This window comes from Flavobacterium sp. UM26 (assembly GCF_057922445.1).
Genome location: NZ_JBVHCY010000001.1, coordinates 1 through 17,655 on the forward strand (window position 1 = coordinate 1; position 17,655 = coordinate 17,655).

Consider the following 17,655-nt stretch of genomic DNA (forward strand, 5'->3'; position numbering starts at 1 on the left):
TAACTGACAAAGTCCTAATCGGGGCATAAGTAGCTAACTTTGATGGAAGATAAGGTTCACTTTGTCAGTTTGGTTGTTGATTAAAAGTACTCTAAATTTATTTAGCAAATCTAAAGGATGGGAGTGGCATCCTTTGCCTTTTTCCTTTAAAAAGGCAAAGATATAGCGGACAGCGGGAACAATGAATCCAAGAATTCTGATTGTTTATGATCCAAAAAAGACTATTGCTTAAGTAATTCTGAACCAATAGCACAATCGAGACATCTCCTTTTGTTACAATATTCTGATTTTAATTGAAGTAATGTTTGAGCTTCAAAAGCATTTTTGGTGGAAATTCCAATTGATTTAAACTTGTCTAAAATTGCATTCTTTTCTGAATCTAGAGATTGCATCAAAGCGATTAATTCCTCTGTTATTTCTTTTCCATGATTTTTTGCATACGCAAATTGAACTGGGATTATGGTGTTAATCAACAACAAATCGACAAAAGATTTGGAAAGTTTTTTGCTCTTTTTAGGACTGATTTTATCGAATTGAAAGTGAGTTTGCCAATAATCTGAAGCAGCTACAGCAAAGCGTTCATAAAGTAAGGGTAACGAAAATTCGTTGGTGATTTTAGAAAAAAGATTTTTTTCTTGATGGTACAAACTTGCCAATTGAGCCAATCGAATAGTTGGAAAATTATCGGGTCTGTGCTTGAAAAATTGGAGAGGCTCTATGAACACCTTCTCTATCGAGTACTTTTGGAGTAAGTAATAGAAACGAAATTGTAAGTCATTGTAATAAGTGTCTTCTTTTTTTTGATCTAACAAACCTGCCATTCCGAAAAATAGTGCTTCTAGATTTTGCAAATCTGAGGCTTCTTTTCGAATAACCGAAAAAGGAACGGATTGTGCTATTTTGAAAAAAGAAACTCCATTTGTATTGAGTCCAAAATTCTTAGCTAACAAGAAGAATAAAACCGCTTCCCAATCATTATTGGTAGCGAGCAAACTATCGAAAACATACTGAGATTTTCGTTCTAAGCGTTCAAAAAAGAGGCGTTCTTGCCAATTAGTAATTACAAATTGATTGACTTGTTGTATTTGGTTTTCGCAATAAATCCAAGATTTTTGAGCAAGCAAATGTCTGTAAGAAAGCAATAGGTCTCTCTTTACAAAATCTCGAACCTCCACTACAGGAATTTCGACATTATTAGAACCAAACACATCAGAATCGTGTTCCCAAACTACATGCAAAATAACATTATTATAAGCCGCATCACGCTCATGATTATGCAAATACCAATCTGAAGAATTGACATGTATTTCGATATTGCCAGCCCATTTTTGATTACCAATTATGACTTGAGCATTGAAAAAATCAGGACCTGCAGTTTCTAAATAATACCCTGGATGTAGTATTGAAACAGTTTCTCCTTTGACAGTTTGTAACTCAAGAGAAGTTAACTTTTGGTATTTCCAGACATAATGCAAAAAATCTTCTTTCATATAGTTAGACGATTCAAATGAATTGACTACTAATGTATTAAAAAAACATAAATGAAAGAAAATTATTTCAATAAATACAATTTAGCACAAGCTCTAGCATCGGATAATGCTTCATGATGATCTAATGCAATGTTCATTATCCTGCAACAGTCGCTTAATTTTGCAGGTTTAAATCCTTTGGCTTTATAAATTTTTACGGTGCATTCCCATCGGGAGCCAATATTTAAATCCTCATAATTTAAACCGTGCAATGCCATCGTTTTAGACAACACATTTCGGTCAAAACTTTCGTTATGAGCTACTACTACTCTATTTTTAAGGCGCTTTTCAATCTCTGGAAAAACCTCTAAAAACGTTTTAGCATTTGCTGTATCTCTTGGATAAATTCCGTGCACTTGAATGTTGAATGGATTATAAAAATTATTTGGCGGTTGAATCAAAGTAACAAACTCATCTACAATAATTCCATCTTCGACAGTAACAATTCCAACCGAGCAGGGATTATAGGCCGTCGCCGTTTCAAAATCTATTGCAGTGAAGGTGTTCATTTTATTTTATTGATCCAATTATATCGTATTTAGTAATAATATGATGATTTCCATTCCCAAGATCAATCAAAACAGCCGCATTTTCACGAGTGAATAATTTCGACACTTCCTCAATAGGCGTTCCCAATGGTACAATTGGAAATGGAGCTCCCATAATTTCTCTCAAAGGACGATCGGCCGTATTTTTATCAGTAATATAACTTTGAAACAACAACGACTCATCTACAGACCCAACAAATCCAGTAACATCAACCACTGGAATTTGAGAGATTTTATATTTACGCATACGCTCAATTGCATGCGATACTAGCTCTTCTGTTCTTGCAATAACCAAGGGTTTATCTATGTGATCTTTAATTACATCCTCAGCTTTTGTAATTTCATCTTCTAAAAATCCTCTCTCGCGCATCCAATCATCATTGAACATTTTGCCAACATACCTACTTCCTGAATCATGAAACAATACTACAACAACATCTTCTGGTTTAAAGTGTTCTTTAAGTTGCAATAATCCCTTAATAGCAGCTCCTGCAGAATTCCCAACAAAAATCCCTTCCTCTAGCGCAATTTTTCTAGTATAAACTGCCGCATCTTTGTCAGTTACTTTTGTAAAACCATCAATTAGAGAAAAGTCAACATTTTTTGGTAAAATATCTTCTCCAATTCCTTCTGTGATATAAGAATAGATTTCGTTTTCATCAAAAATACCCGTTTCGTGGTATTTTTTAAATACAGAACCATACGTATCAATACCCCAAATTTTGATATTTGGATTTTTTTCTTTCAAATATTTGGCAACACCAGAAATAGTACCTCCTGTACCAACTCCAACCACAAAATGCGTAATTTTCCCATCGGTTTGTTCCCAAATTTCAGGGCCTGTTTGCTCATAGTGCGCAGTAGCATTCGATGGGTTATCATATTGATTCACATACCAAGAATTTGGTGTTTCTTCAGCTAAACGTTTGGAAACAGAATAATAAGAACGTGGATCTGTTGGCTCAACATCTGTTGGACACACCACCACCTTAGCACCAACTGCACGAAGAATATCCATCTTCTCTTTGGACTGTTTGTCTGAAATTACACAAATTAACTTGTAGCCTTTTACAATGGCCACTAAGGCTAATCCCATACCTGTATTTCCAGATGTCCCTTCAATGATTGTACCCCCAGGTTGCAAACGACCATCGGCCTCGGCATCTTCAATCATTTTTATGGCCATTCTGTCTTTAACAGAATTTCCAGGATTAAAAGTTTCTACTTTGGCTAAAACCAAAGCATCTACTCCATTAACAATCTTGTTCAATTTTACCAATGGTGTATTACCAATAGTGCCTAATATATTTTGTGAAAACTTCATTTGTAAAAAAAATTAATTAAAGAAATTCCAAACCAAACCAAAACGAACCGTAAAATCTCTATATGGCGTATTGGGAGCTGAAAAATATTTATTTGAAGAAAAAAGAGAATTAAAATGCTCTGCTTTTAAATAGATGCGCGTTCGTTGAATTTTAGCATTAACAAAAAAATCAAACAACGGAAAGTTTCCGATTTTCTTGTCGTTTTGTACAAAAAATTCTCCGACAACCGGATTGTAGTCATTAGCAAAGTACGATGTGAAATAGTTCAACACAATTCCGGTTTGCAAATACAAGGCTTTATTTTTGAAATAAGCATCTGAGAAATAAAAGGCACTTCTCAGTGTAAAATCAGGCACGTTCAAAATTGCATCAGATTGACTAACTTTTTGATATAAAAAGGTATTATCGAAACCAAACTTTCCAAAATTGAATTCTCGACTTGCTTTTACTGATAAATAATTGATTGTTTTATCATACTGATTAGGCGCAACAATCTGTTGTCTATCTAATTTTTGAGCGGAAGTCGTTATATCTTTAAAAAATAAAAAATCTTTTAAAATCGTATATTGAGCAGAAAAATTAACCCATTGAGTCGTAGCATTTGCAAAAATGCTATTTGTTTTTTCATTCTTAAAATTATTCGACCAATTGTAGTTTACAAAACTTGATTGATACAAATTATAATTATTATTTGGTAATTTATTCTTGTTTTGATATTCAAAAGAAAACTGATTATCCTCGTCTAAGTCGAAAACCATTTTAGCTTCAAGATTAGACAATGATTGATTAGTTATTGACCGGGAATACAAAAATTTACCGTTCCATTTTCCTTTTGAATAATTGTATTGAGCACCAAAACTATTAATCTTCTCACTTATTACACTCGGGATTACGTCTAAACCTAAAATTAAAATTTGGTTGTAATAATAGTTGCTTCTAAAATCATCAATGAAAAAATTAAACCTACCTAGTATTGTATTTTCATATACAGCGCCTACTCGATTATACATTTTATTGAAATGAGTTTGGTCGTTGATATCGCTAGAAGAATAAGCATCTCCAAATCTCATAACAGAAGAGTTTCCTACTGTTGAAGCTACAGTGGCTTGATTGTATTCAAAGAATTTATTCTCATAATTAAATTGATGATTCAACAATAAATTATTGGCTCCCTTTTTCTTATTGACTCTAAATTCGTGATCCAAAAACAAACGCCTTCCTTTCAAAAAAGATTTTGCATCGGTTAAAAAAACCTCTAAACGAGCGCGATTGTCATAGTTTGGATCCTCACCTTCGAAATCAGAAACGGTTGTAATACCTCCATTTTCTCCATTTAAAATATCTTGATACGTAAAATGTGCGTTGGCTATATATCTAAAATCCTTAGTATGATAACTGGTCGTAAATCTGAAATTTCCTGAACTTGATAATTGGTTGATATACCTTCCTAAGGATCGCAAACCACGATAAGCAAAAGAAAAGTTAAGGTTTTCATTAACATTAACAGCGAAGTACGAATCTAAAGATTGTCCTTGCTGAATAGTTGTTTTAAAATAGAGCTCGGTTACAGGAGTAGCCACAGAAGCATATCGAATTTGATTGGCTTCCATAAAATTGAAGTGCTTGGCTTTAAATCCCATTTCTGGAAAAATATCATTTTTAACTAAACCATAATTAAGGGTATTATAAGTTTGCCCCTCATTCGGAAAAGCCAAAAGACCAAAATTATCTTTTCTTAAATAATTATGCGAGTATTCTTTTCTGATTGTCAAAGAAGTATCAATATAAGTGGTATCTCTATCCAAAGTAATAATACGATACAAATCTATTGGGGCAACTTTGGTTTTGGTCGTATCCACAGACTTAGAACTTTCTCTTTGAGCGTTCATCCTTTTTGGGGCTTGGGGGTAAGCATAAAAACAAACAAAAACGAATACTATAAAAATCTTGTTTTTCATTTATAAATGATAAGAAGATGAAAAATTTAGACAAAGGTAGATTAATTAAAAACAATAAAAAAAAAAGCATCTATAGATTGTTGAAATCAATTCAACAAAAAACCGCCTCAAAATTGAGACGGTTGGTAAGTTACAAATAAAAAATTTTATTAGTACCCAGGATTTTGTTGTATAGTTGGGTTTGCATTTAATTCCGATACTGGAATTGGAAGTGCAAACTTAGTACTTGTCAATGGAAGATTTGCCGGATTTCCACCAGGGTAATTAGAAGAACTAGAACTGTAGTCAGCAGGATCTCGATCAATAGCGGCTCCAGCTAAAGTTCCGATACGTTTTAAATCAATAAACCTGTACCCTTCAAAAGCAAACTCCAAACGTCTTTGATCTAAAATACCTTTCCATGCAGCTGTTGCATTAGCGTATACTGGAGCTGGTTGAGCTACAGGAAAACGACCATCTAAAACAGCTTTAACAGCATTAGCTGCACCAACTAAATCTCCAGCAGCAACTCTCGCCTCTGCACGTATAAAATACATCTCAGATAAACGCATAACTTTAAAATCAGAATTCAAATTTCCAACTGAAGCAGATCCAGGATATTTTGCTAAAACCAAAACATCTGTATTTCTATAATCTGCAGAAGTTGCATAATTAGGATCAATTCTAGAAGTAGCACCAACTATTACGTTTCTTCTAACGTCTGTTGGATTAGAATTTAAAATATTAAACAAAGACCTTCCAACTTCATAAAAAGGAGAACCTGATATCAAACTAGTTACTGAAGCATATCCATTACCAATGTTTGTAGCTTGACTTGATTGTTGAAGGGTTCTCTTTAATCTAAATATAACTTCTGTATTAGCTGGCTCTGCATCTGTAACAAAAATACTTGCATAGTTTGTAGCATTAGCCAAAACCAAACCTGAAGTATTAATTACATTATTAGCCCACGTCTCTGCGTTAGAATAATCTCCTTTATAGGAATATGCCCTAGCCTTTAAACCTTTAGCTAAATTTACGCTAGCATAAAGCTTTGCTGTAGCTCCTGTATAAGGGGAAGCTGTACTATTAAACAATGCAATAGCATCATCCAAATCTTTGTGAATTAAAGAATAAAACTCAGCATTAGTACTTCTTAGCTTTGGAGCATCACTTGATGAAATAATTTTATCAGCAAGAACACCTGCCAATGCTGAATCATTTTTTAAATCTGGTGAAAAATAAGCCATAATTCTAAGATGCAATAAGGCTCTTATAGTCAAACCTTCAGCTTTTAAAAAACGCAATTTAGCTAACTCGGCAGTATTTGCTGGATCTGTTGAAGCGATTATCTTATCTGCAAAAGTAATAACACGATTTGCTCTTGATAAAGCGAAATAGGCTTGTGTCCATATCACATCTGGGGAAGTAGAAGATATGTTCAAAAAGAAAACATAATTATCGTTAATCCCTTGTCCACCATTAGCAAAACCAATTCCACACTCATCAGTAAAAACTGATGAAAAAACAACATCCTCACGATTAGCCACTAAACCATATGTAGAATTCATCAGTCGTTGCAAATCAGTTGAACTAGTATAAGCAACATCCTCCGTCAATGAACCTGGTGTAAAAGGCTCAAGCAAATCATTATTACATGAAACAAAAAAAGTTCCTGCCAACAATGATAATATAAATATTTTTTTCATTTTCATAAGATTATAAATTAAAATTTCAAATCAACTCCAAATGTATACTGTCTAGGCGTTGGATACTGACTTTGATCACCAGTTCTTGCACTCTCTGGATCAAAACCTTGCCATTTTGTGATGTTAAATATATTCTCACCCTGCAAAGTAAATGATAAATCCGTTAGAAAAGTGTTTTTCAAAAATTGCTTTGGAACTCTATAACCTATTTGAGCATTTCTTAAACGTACATATGAAGCATCGCGTAAAAATCTGTCTGACAAAGTTTGAGCTGCAAAATTTGTTGCTCTTAAACTTGGTACATCTGTATTTGTATTAGTAGGAGTCCATGCATTTAATAAATCATCAGTAACATTGAAAACGCCTATACGTCCAGAACTATATAGTCCTGATAAGTCAAAATCAAATCTTTTGACTTTTTGAGCATAAGTAAAAGTTGTAGATGCAAAGAAACCTTTATAAGAAAAATCAAAACCAAATCCTCCTTGGTAAACTGGAATATTGTTTACTCCTAATGCTTTTCTGTCAGCACCTGTTGGAGTTTCAGTTGGATTACCTGAAGCATCTTCAAATAGCAAGTTACCATTAACTGGATTAACACCTAAATACTTATACAAATATGGTTCATTAATCATTCCTCCATTCTCAGTGATGAAGTTACCATTTATAATTCGACCACCATTCGCTTTAATTCCAGAAACAGAATTATCATTCATTGAACCGTTTGCTCTTACTGTAAGTGAAAAATCTTCATCTCTAAAAATATCGTAAGCTAAACTTAATTCAATTCCTTTATTCGTAATTGATGCAGCAGAATTTTTAGTAATAGAAGTAGCCCCTGTAACAGGTACAACTGGTTCACTTAAAAACAAATCAACAGTTTTTCTATTATAGTAATCAAAAGATCCTCTCAAAGCACTTTTGAAAAATTCGAAATCTAAACCTGCATTCCACTGTTCAGTTGTTTCCCATCTCAAATCAGGATACCCCAAAGTCAAACCGTATCCAGTACCATTATTATATGCATTATTTGTACCTGGATAAATGTCAGCAAAAGCAGGTGGATTTATACCTGCATAAATAGTACCGTCAACAATTCTTTGATTTCCTGATGTACCTATAGATCCTCTTATTTTCAATACGTTTATAAAATCCAAAGATTTAACAAACTCAAGCTCCTCAAAATTGAAACGACCTCCTACAGACCAAAAGTTATTGTATTGATTATCTTTTACAAAGCGTGAGGAGCCATCAATTCTATATGATGCAACAACACCAATAAGCTTGTTGTAATCATAATCAAAAGTGCCAAAATAAGAAATCAAATCATTTCTTAATTGAGAAGCGGAAACTGTTGGAACATTAAAATCATTTGCAGAAGTATCAGAAACATAACCAGCTCCAGTATTAGGGACAAATAATTTAGGATCTAAACCGTTCTGTCTAAAATTATTAACATGTAATCTTGAATGATTATATTCTGATGCAACCGCAACATTAAATGTATGATTACCAAAAGACTTGTTATAATCTAGTTGATACAGATTATTAAACAAAAACTCTCTCCTTTGATTTATATCTTCAAAACCACCAAATTGCTGTCCAGGATTAAGAAATAAAAGTGTATTAAAAGAAACTGGATGTTGAGATTGGAAAAATCTATTTGACAAAAATTGACCTGAAGTTCTCATACGACCAGTCAAATTTTCAGTAATTTTATAAGATAGCTCAGAAGCAACATCTAACCTCAACTCATCTGTCAAATTATTGTATGTATTAATTTTATCAATCAACATCAAAGGTGTATATAATAACGTACCGTTAGCTTGATATAACGAGAATAACTGATTAGGATTCTTATACTCATCAGGTGAAACATAAGGCGCAGCCTGATAAGCACCTAAAACATAGTTTTGATTAACTCCACCAGTACCTAAACCTGTAGCTTCATTATTTTTTGAATATCCAATAGATGTATTCAATGAGTATTTAAACTTTTCATTACCTGATTTACCGTTTATATTATTTCTCAATGTAAATCTTTGCAATCCCGTAGTTTTCAACAAACCTTCCTGATCTAAATAACTTATTGATGTAAAAGAATTTAAGTTTTTACCATTGTTTTCTATACTTAGATTATGATTAACAGAACTTGCTGGTCTAAAAAAATAATCAACCCAATCAGTATTAATATTATAACTCGCAATTTGAGCATCAGTTAAAGTTGTACCTCTACCAGAACCAAATACTTTTTCTAGAGTTAATAATTGTCTAGAATTTGCAAATGAGTACTTAGGTGTTTGCAATTCGGAAAGACCAATTTGAGAAGAATACTTAAAGATAGTTTTTTCATCACTGAAATTTCCTTTTCTTGTTTTTATCACAATAACACCATTCGAACCTCTTGATCCATATTCCGAGATAGCAGAAGCATCTTTAAGTACATCTAAACTAGCAATATCATTTGGATTGATTGATCTAAAATTATCACTGTTAGATGGAAAACCGTCAATCACATACAATGGATCCGTATTACCATTGATGGTACCAACACCTCTAATAATAACTGTCGATCTAGCACCAGGTTGACCTGTAGTAGCCGTAATATTAACACCAGCTAACTGACCTTGAACCGTATTCAACACGTTAGCATTAGGTCTATTTTCTATTGTTTTAGCAGTTACTGTTGCTGCAGCAGTTACAGCATTCTTTTTAGTCACAGTTCTGTAACCTTGAATGACTACTGTCTCTAAAGTCTTAGCTTCACTTGTCATTGTTGCATTTAAAACATTTGAAGCACCAACAGTAACCCTTAAGGAGTTCATTCCTAAAAATGAAAACACAAGAACATCACCTTGTTTTGCTTTTATGGAATATTTTCCATCAAAACCTGTTTGAGTACCATTTTTTGTACCGCTCACTACTACATTTACTCCTGGTAAAGCACCAGTTTCATCAGTAACAGTACCAGAAATAGTCTTCTCTTGTGCGAAGACTAATTGCATTGACAGCGCCAATAGCAAAGAAAAAATCCATTTGAATTTTGATCTCATATTATTATTGTTTGAATTAGTTATGCAACAAAAATCACAATAAATTCTTAATATACCAAACAAATAACACAATAAATCCATTAACAAATGTTCAGAAAACAATAGCTAAATGTGAAAATTTTAAATAATTCTCAACAAAAAAGTTCTTAACCGAAAAATAATAACGAATAAAACAATATTTTTGCTAAAAAAAATTCAATGCTAAAACCTTTTTTTTTAACGGAAAATTTAGAATCAGGCTGTGATGAGGCCGGCAGGGGATGTTTAGCGGGGCCAGTTACCGCTTGCGCTGTAATCCTTCCTTTACATTTTAACAATTCTTTACTTAATGATAGCAAACAATTAACAGAAAAAACGCGAGAAAAACTTAGAATTGTAATAGAAAATGAGGCCATAACGTATAATGTAACTCATATTGAGCCACTTGAAATTGATGAAATCAATATCTTGAATGCATCCATAAAAGCGATGCAAGAATGCGTGGTAAAATTGGCCCCAAAACCATCAGCTGTGATAATCGATGGCAATGCTCCTTTTATACCCAAAAGAGGGATTATCAAAAAAGGGATTAAAATATTTACTGAGGAAGAAATTCGTTTTTTAAGCACATTACCCAATGAGAGTATCATAAAAGGAGATGGAAAGTACCTAAGTATAGCTGCCGCATCTGTTTTGGCTAAAACATACAGAGACGAATATATGAATCGCATTCATGAAGAATTTCCCATGTATAATTGGAAAAAAAACAAAGGTTACCCCACTCAAGAACATCGCGAAGCCATAAAAAAATATGGTGTAACCAAATATCACAGAATGAGTTTCAGATTATTGCCTGAACAGCTCAGCTTGGATTTATAAACTTAGAATGATGATTCTTTCTATTCATTTAGTACTGTTCCAAAAACTCACAATCAAATAGCGCGGCAAAGTGCTTTAGGATTTTTGCTTTCACTTCATTCTCATCTACAACTTCTACTCCAAGTTCTACATTCAAAGAGGTAACAGCTTTACCTCGAATGCCACATGGAATGATGTTATCAAAATAACCTAAGTCAACATTAACATTTAAAGCAAAACCATGCATAGTTACCCAACGGGAAGCTCGAACTCCCATTGCACAAATTTTTCTCGCAAAAGGAGTACCAACGCCTAACCAAACACCGGTTTCACCCTCGCTTCTACCGCATTCTAAACCATACTCTTGTAACGTAAGAATAATAGCTTCTTCGAGAAAACGTAAATATTTATGAATATCCGAAAAAAAGTTTTCTAAATCTAAAATAGGATATCCCACAATTTGCCCTGGTCCATGATACGTAATATCTCCCCCACGATTGATTTTATAAAAAGTCGCACCCTTTGCTTCTAATTGTTCTTGATTTAAAAGCAAATTACCCATATCGCCACTTTTCCCTAAGGTATATACATGTGGATGTTCTACAAAAAGCAAATAATTAGGTGTAGAAAAATTTGTTTCCTCTCTCCTATTTTGAACTTTCAAATCAACAATTCCTTTGAACAATTCTTCTTGGTATTCCCAAGTTGCCTTATAATCTTTACTGCCTAAATCTTGAAGTTGGATATTTTTATTCATTTTCTATTTTCTAAAATTCTACTTCAATATTCATTTTTTCAGGGGTATCCATATATTCTGAAAAGGGGTATTGAATGGTAATGGTTTTTCTGTCCTCGCTAAACATAGCGGCAGCATTAGAAACTTTCTTAACAGGTTTTGCAAAATGATATTTAACTATATAATTGGAAGAAGCAAAAATCATTTTATTCATTTCGGCTGCTTCCTCATTTGGTACTACTTTTTTCGAGGTATTCAAAGTAGCTGTTCGTTTAAATTTATTCCCTTTAAAACTATAAGATACAACTGCATTGTTATTCGCAAAACCATCCGCAGGAACTCCCGTGCCAAACTCATTAGTTTTATTGACTTTGTTCTGAAGTGAACTCATCGCATTAATTGCAACCATAGCATCTTGTAATTCTGAGACGTTCTTAAAATTAGTTTGCAACGAAAACAAGAACTGTTTTTGGTCTTGATTCATTTGCATACGCATATTGAAATTTTCTAATTTTTTCAGTTGCTGTTGCTCAGAAATAGGCAATTTCGCAATACTGTCCTTATTATCTGCTAAAAGTTGTTTAAATGTAAAGGTCGAATCAATACTCTTTTCATTTTTCAAAGAATCTTTTGGCATCATAGCCATTAGGCTTGAACCATCTAAATCAACATTGAATTTACCGGAGCCATCAGCTTCTATATATATGTTTTCTGTAACTGTACAACTCGTTAATAACAATATCATACTTAAAACCAAAAACTGGAATATCCCTTTCATATCTAATGTTTTTTTACTGTCTAATAGAAACAAAAGCATACCGTGTTTATATATGTAGGTTTTTGTTTTTATTTTTTGTCAAAGATAACAAAAGCCAACAGATACTTTTCCTAGAAAAGATTCTTTCTTGGATTTATTCTTAATTACTTCTCTAATTCGATTGTTACAGAAGTTGAAACTGGATCCATCAAACTTTCAATCAAACCAAACGTTATTTCAACTGATTTTCGATCAGGACTGATTTTGGCATTAGGGTTTGAAACTGATTTTATCATTTTGACAAAATGATAATGCAAGGTTATTTTTTGATGTAAATTCTTCTGAGGCAAACCTGCTTTGATTGCTGAAATTTTCTCTTGTGTTTTTTTTAACTCCTCTTCATCTGTAACAATTACTATTCTTTTAAATTCATTTTCAGTAAAAACAAAAGCTACTTTATAATAATGTTCTTCGGCACTTAGCGCATAATTATGTACCAAATCACTAACATATTCTTCTGTCTTGTATAAATCAGCGATTTGATTTGCTTGCTGAAAATTTTGAGTTAAGGTGGTTCTAAATTCCTTTTCAAAAGAATTCTTCTTAATGTGCACTTTCACGCCTTTGTATGCGTTAAAAACTGCTTTTTCTTGAGGAGTAAGCTTAGAATAAGTCTCTGAATGTTTTGAAATATAATCATCAAACACATAAGTGGTATCTTCAAAGACTTCGTTTTTATTATACTCCTCTCCTGCCAATTGCTGATAATTTTGTTCTATTCGAAGCATTTCGACAGAGATAGTTCCACTACCATCTTCATTGAAATGAATGGTTTCGGTTACTTGACAGCTCGTACACAAAAGCAATCCAAAAAAATACAATAAAAAAAACTTACATCGACTCATATTATCACATCTAATTTTCAAATATAAAGAAAAATCTTATTTTAAAAACTGCCTTTCATATAAAATCACCTTACATTAACAAGTCTAATAAGAATAAAATTAATTAAAAACACTTCTATTAGAAGAAATAATAAAAGAAAAAATAAATTTGTAAACCCTTAATCTTAAACTTTACCTATGAATCCATTCTTAAAAAAAGCTCCGTTTTGCTTTTTGCTAATGGCTATTTTGTCATTATTCACTAATTGCGAAACCGAAGTAAACTACAAAAACTACCAACCCAATTATTTATCAAGTATTGACGCTACCAATTTACCCGCTGGTAACAAACCTATGACCCTATTTGAAGACAATGAAGACCCAACACTAATGTACAACAAAAAAGATCGTTGGTTTCGAGTTAACGAACCCCTTCAAGTCATACTAAAAGGAAAGGATTCTGTACAAGTTTCATTGTATTCGCCAGTTGCTTTGACAGACGTAAATGTTTATGCTAAACTTCCAAATTACGAGAAAAAATTCGTCCTTTTTCATTTTAGTAAAATTCCAGCTTTTCATCGTTCAGTTCATCAAATTCCATTGGTAATTGGCAAAAACGATTACTTATTAGAAAATGGAAAAACGGTAACCATAGACAAAATTGAAGGATTTTCATCAGGATCTATTGAGTTTTCTATCTCTTCAACAGATCCATTATTTGCTAAATTCAAGAAAATAAAATCCAATCATTTAGTGCAATTTCACGATGGTTATCATATCAATGAACCAGGGAAATTTCTTCCAATGAATCCTGTTCTTGCCAAAGAAGCCATAACAATGATTATAAATTACTCCTATGCCTTAAGTCATCCTTTATACTATCAAACCTTTACCAATTTTGATAAATACAAACAAGACCAAGCCACTTTAGCAGGGACTCCCATAAATGGAGCTTTAAATTGGCACGGCAACACTGATGATTTGAATGGAATTTATGATTATTATACCAAGGAAGAAATAGAGAAAATTTACTGGAATTACTTAGATTCAAGAACCGTTTACCTAGCAATGGTAGGAGGCGGAAGTGCTTGGGGAGGAGGACCTTTGGCTTCTCAATGGGAATCTGGGTATATCACAGGTCATTGGTTAGGTGAAATGTCTGTTTGGTCACACGAATATTCTCATCACATTGGATTTAGCCATAGTAGCAATTTAGCCAATAGTGGTGAAGGTGGAGGACAACAAGAAATGCTCACTCACTTTTATAAATATTTGATTTATCTAAACGACCTTCCTTTTATAGATCCTGAAATACTAAAAGGATGGACAAAAACAGCCTACTTAAACAAAAAAGACTATAAAAAACCCGTCTTCAAAATCAGCCCTAACAACCCTTTCTTACTTAAATATAAAGGAGAAGGAAAATGGAATTAATACCACTTACTTACTATGAAAAAAATTTTATTTATAGCTCTATTCTTTGTTTTTACTTGTTGTAGTAAAGATTCTGATGAAGTTTACGAGCCAACCAACTATCAATATTATTACTTAAGTAACGAAGCAACTATCAAAGTCAATCAAATTATTGGAGGAAAAGGCACTTTAGAAGCTAACGCCATCGCTATCGCAAACAATAAATTATACGTTTGCAACGGCGATGTTCTTGAAATATTTGACGCCACAACTTTATCTTATCTTTCAAGTCTCAAAAGCTATACAAAAGGAACTACCACAATTCCGTTCACAAAGTTATCTTCTATTTCTGTTGACAATGACCGTATTTACCTTGGTAGCATTGACTCGAGGGTTTTTGTTTTGGACGAAAAAACACTATCTGGAATCAACACGATTGGAAATGGACAATGGTGGCAAACTTTTGTTCACGTATTTGGACTAAAAGCAAAAGATGGATTCCTTTTTGTCAAAGAAAAGAACAACAGCATCAAAGTTTTCCAAACAGCACAAATTACCGAAACCAGCAATTGGAACTTAGCTCCAATCGCAAAATTAAATACCCTAAAAGGCTACACCGAAATATATTCGATGGATATCGCTAATGGAAATTTAATCGTAGCTGGACAAAATGCCAACGGATTTTTGCATTACAATCTAAAAGACATAGAGAAAAACGCAACCAGCTCGTTGACTGTTCCTATTTTACCAAATACTAAAACATTAACGGACAACTTTCCATTATCTGTGGTTTTTAGCGATGAATGGGCTATAACAACTGAAAAAATAAAAAACACCAACTATATTCGCCTGTATCCAAAAAACGTTTTTTTAGATCAAAATTACACGCCAACCATCAACAATTCGGATATTATGGGAGAAAATGCGTTTAACTCCATTACTAATTGTGCATTGCTAAAAGACCGTTTGTTTGTAGCCGACAACAGCAATCAGGTGATAAGAGTTTTAAAAGTGAACAAAGCAACTATTGCGGAACAAAGATAAAATGTCTTGATTTTTTCAATATGTTTTATTTATAAAAACTCTTCGTTTTAAAATAACAGAAAGACAAATAGCTGTTCCAAAAAATCTAAAATCTAAAATCTGAAGTCTGCATTCTTTTCTTATCTTTGCGGACTTAAAATTCAGAACATAATGGCCTTATCAGAACAAGAAATAATCCGAAGAGAAAAACTACAAAGCCTACGTAATTTAGGAATTAACCCTTACCCTGCACAACTTTTTCCTGTAAATCATACCTCAAAGCAAGTAAAAGAAAGCTTTGAAGAAGGCAAAAAAGTAATAGTAGCAGGACGTTTAATGAGTGTTAGAGATCAAGGAAAAGCTTGTTTTGCTGAATTACAAGATAGCGAAGGACGTATTCAATTGTACGTAAATCGCGATGTTTTATGCCCAGAAGAAGACAAAACATTATACAATCAAATTTTTAAAAAATTAACCGATTTAGGCGATTTTATTGGTATTGAAGGAGAATTGTTTACTACCAAAGTGGGTGCACAATGTATTCGTGTGGATGAATTTACCTTTTTGAGCAAAACCTTGCGTCCTTTACCATTACCAAAAATAGACGAAGAGGGAAAAATTCACGATGCCTTTAACGATGCTGAATTGCGTTACCGTATGCGTTATGTGGATTTGACCGTAAACCAACACGTAAAAGAAACCTTCATCAAGAGAACGAAATTGTTCACTGCAATGAGAACCTTCTTTAACGAAGCTGGGTACTTAGAAGTAGAAACTCCTGTGTTGCAATCCATTCCTGGTGGTGCAGCAGCGAGACCATTTATAACGCATCACAACTCCTTAGACATTCCATTGTATATGCGAATTGCCAATGAATTGTATTTGAAAAGACTAATCGTTGGTGGCTTTGATGGTGTCTACGAATTCTCAAAAAATTTCCGTAACGAAGGTATGGACAGAACTCATAATCCTGAATTTACCGCTATGGAAATTTATGTAGCCTACAAAGACTACAACTGGATGATGGAATTTACAGAGCAATTATTGGAATATTGTGCAACGGCTGTAAACGGAACTAGCGAAGTGACTTTTGGCGAGCACACTATCAATTTCAAAGCGCCTTATGCTCGTGTAACCATGACCGATGCTATCAAACATTTTACAGGTTTTGATATTTCTGGTAAAAGCGAAGCTGAATTGTTTGAAGCAGCCAAAGGAATGGGAATTGAAGTGGATGAAACGATGGGTAAAGGAAAATTGATTGACGAAATTTTTGGTGCTAAATGCGAAGGAAATTATATTCAGCCAACGTTCATTACTGATTATCCAAAAGAGATGTCGCCATTGTGTAAAGAACACCGCGATAATCCTGAATTAACAGAGCGTTTCGAGTTGATGGTTTGCGGAAAAGAAATCGCTAATGCCTACTCAGAATTGAACGACCCAATTGACCAAAGAGAGCGTTTTGAAGACCAAATGCGTTTGGCCGAAAAAGGAGATGATGAGGCGAACGGAACTATTGACGAAGATTTCTTGAGAGCTCTAGAATACGGAATGCCACCAACCTCTGGATTAGGGATTGGAATGGACCGTTTGATGATGTTCTTGACCAATAACGCGTCTATTCAGGAAGTGCTTTTGTTCCCACAAATGCGACCAGAAAAGAAAAAAGCAACCGTAGAGTTAGAAGCTGATGAAAAAGTAATTGTTGCCATTTTACAAGCCAATGATAATCAAATGGAATTTAGTTTACTAAAAATCAAATCCGAATTGAGTGGTAAAAAATGGGACAAAGCTATGAAAAACCTTTCCGCACTTGGAATGACCGAAGTTGTGGTTGATGGTGATGTTAAAGCTTGTCGATTGAAAGAGTAAACTTTTTGTAAGATAAATACAAACCCGAT

The 17,655-nt window shown here is 33.5% G+C and carries 13 protein-coding genes; 4 read left to right on the forward strand and 9 right to left on the reverse strand.

All coding sequences use genetic code 11. The features are described from left to right. Window positions 1-221: 221 nt before the first annotated feature. The 6 genes from ACZ1AQ_RS00005 to ACZ1AQ_RS00030 form a co-directional block, all read right to left on the reverse strand. The gene (locus ACZ1AQ_RS00005; RefSeq protein ID WP_489630923.1) at window positions 222-1,490 is read right to left on the reverse strand and encodes a DUF2851 family protein; all 1,269 of its coding nucleotides are present in this window, start codon (window positions 1,488-1,490) and stop codon (window positions 222-224) included. 62 nt (window positions 1,491-1,552) lie between these two features. Continuing rightward, window positions 1,553-2,038, reverse strand: a complete 486-nt coding sequence (locus ACZ1AQ_RS00010) for a 3'-5' exonuclease (RefSeq protein ID WP_489630924.1) — start codon at window positions 2,036-2,038, stop codon at window positions 1,553-1,555. Window position 2,039: 1 nt separating this feature from the next. Beyond that, window positions 2,040-3,401 (reverse strand): pyridoxal-phosphate dependent enzyme, encoded by a 1,362-nt coding sequence (locus ACZ1AQ_RS00015; protein ID WP_489630925.1) that lies wholly within the window; start codon window positions 3,399-3,401, stop codon window positions 2,040-2,042. 12 nt (window positions 3,402-3,413) lie between these two features. Continuing rightward, window positions 3,414-5,291 (reverse strand): putative porin, encoded by a 1,878-nt coding sequence (locus tag ACZ1AQ_RS00020; RefSeq protein ID WP_489630926.1) that lies wholly within the window; start codon window positions 5,289-5,291, stop codon window positions 3,414-3,416. A gap of 218 nt (window positions 5,292-5,509) precedes the next feature. Further along, on the reverse strand, window positions 5,510-7,048 hold the full coding sequence (locus tag ACZ1AQ_RS00025) for a RagB/SusD family nutrient uptake outer membrane protein (RefSeq protein ID WP_489630927.1): 1,539 nt from the start codon (window positions 7,046-7,048) through the stop codon (window positions 5,510-5,512). Between the two features lie 17 nt (window positions 7,049-7,065). Then, window positions 7,066-10,101: a SusC/RagA family TonB-linked outer membrane protein gene (locus ACZ1AQ_RS00030; RefSeq protein WP_489630928.1), complete on the reverse strand. Its 3,036-nt coding sequence runs from the start codon at window positions 10,099-10,101 to the stop codon at window positions 7,066-7,068. A gap of 198 nt (window positions 10,102-10,299) precedes the next feature. Here ACZ1AQ_RS00030 and rnhB point away from each other — a divergent pair, with 198 nt between their 5' ends. Then, window positions 10,300-10,959 carry a ribonuclease HII gene (rnhB, locus tag ACZ1AQ_RS00035; RefSeq protein WP_489630929.1) on the forward strand — a complete coding sequence of 220 codons (660 nt, stop codon included), beginning with the start codon at window positions 10,300-10,302 and terminating at the stop codon, window positions 10,957-10,959. 28 nt (window positions 10,960-10,987) lie between these two features. Here rnhB and lipB read toward each other — a convergent pair whose 3' ends face one another. The 3 genes from lipB to ACZ1AQ_RS00050 all read right to left on the reverse strand — a co-directional run bounded on the left by lipB (window position 10,988) and on the right by ACZ1AQ_RS00050 (window position 13,336). Further along, window positions 10,988-11,695 carry a lipoyl(octanoyl) transferase LipB gene (lipB, locus tag ACZ1AQ_RS00040; protein WP_489630930.1) on the reverse strand — a complete coding sequence of 236 codons (708 nt, stop codon included), beginning with the start codon at window positions 11,693-11,695 and terminating at the stop codon, window positions 10,988-10,990. A gap of 10 nt (window positions 11,696-11,705) precedes the next feature. Next, window positions 11,706-12,452 carry a hypothetical protein gene (locus ACZ1AQ_RS00045; protein ID WP_489630931.1) on the reverse strand — a complete coding sequence of 249 codons (747 nt, stop codon included), beginning with the start codon at window positions 12,450-12,452 and terminating at the stop codon, window positions 11,706-11,708. A gap of 143 nt (window positions 12,453-12,595) precedes the next feature. After that, window positions 12,596-13,336: a hypothetical protein gene (locus ACZ1AQ_RS00050; protein ID WP_489630932.1), complete on the reverse strand. Its 741-nt coding sequence runs from the start codon at window positions 13,334-13,336 to the stop codon at window positions 12,596-12,598. Between the two features lie 177 nt (window positions 13,337-13,513). On the opposite strand from ACZ1AQ_RS00050, the gene ACZ1AQ_RS00055 reads away from it, so the two are divergent. The 3 genes from ACZ1AQ_RS00055 to lysS all read left to right on the forward strand — a co-directional run bounded on the left by ACZ1AQ_RS00055 (window position 13,514) and on the right by lysS (window position 17,626). Beyond that, a complete protein-coding gene (locus ACZ1AQ_RS00055) occupies window positions 13,514-14,749 on the forward strand; it encodes a hypothetical protein (RefSeq protein ID WP_489630933.1) in 1,236 nt (411 codons plus the stop codon). 15 nt (window positions 14,750-14,764) lie between these two features. After that, on the forward strand, window positions 14,765-15,772 hold the full coding sequence (locus ACZ1AQ_RS00060) for a hypothetical protein (RefSeq protein WP_489630934.1): 1,008 nt from the start codon (window positions 14,765-14,767) through the stop codon (window positions 15,770-15,772). Between the two features lie 150 nt (window positions 15,773-15,922). Then, entirely contained in the window at window positions 15,923-17,626 is a 1,704-nt protein-coding gene (lysS, locus tag ACZ1AQ_RS00065) for a lysine--tRNA ligase (protein ID WP_489630935.1), read from the forward strand. Window positions 17,627-17,655 lie beyond the last annotated feature (29 nt).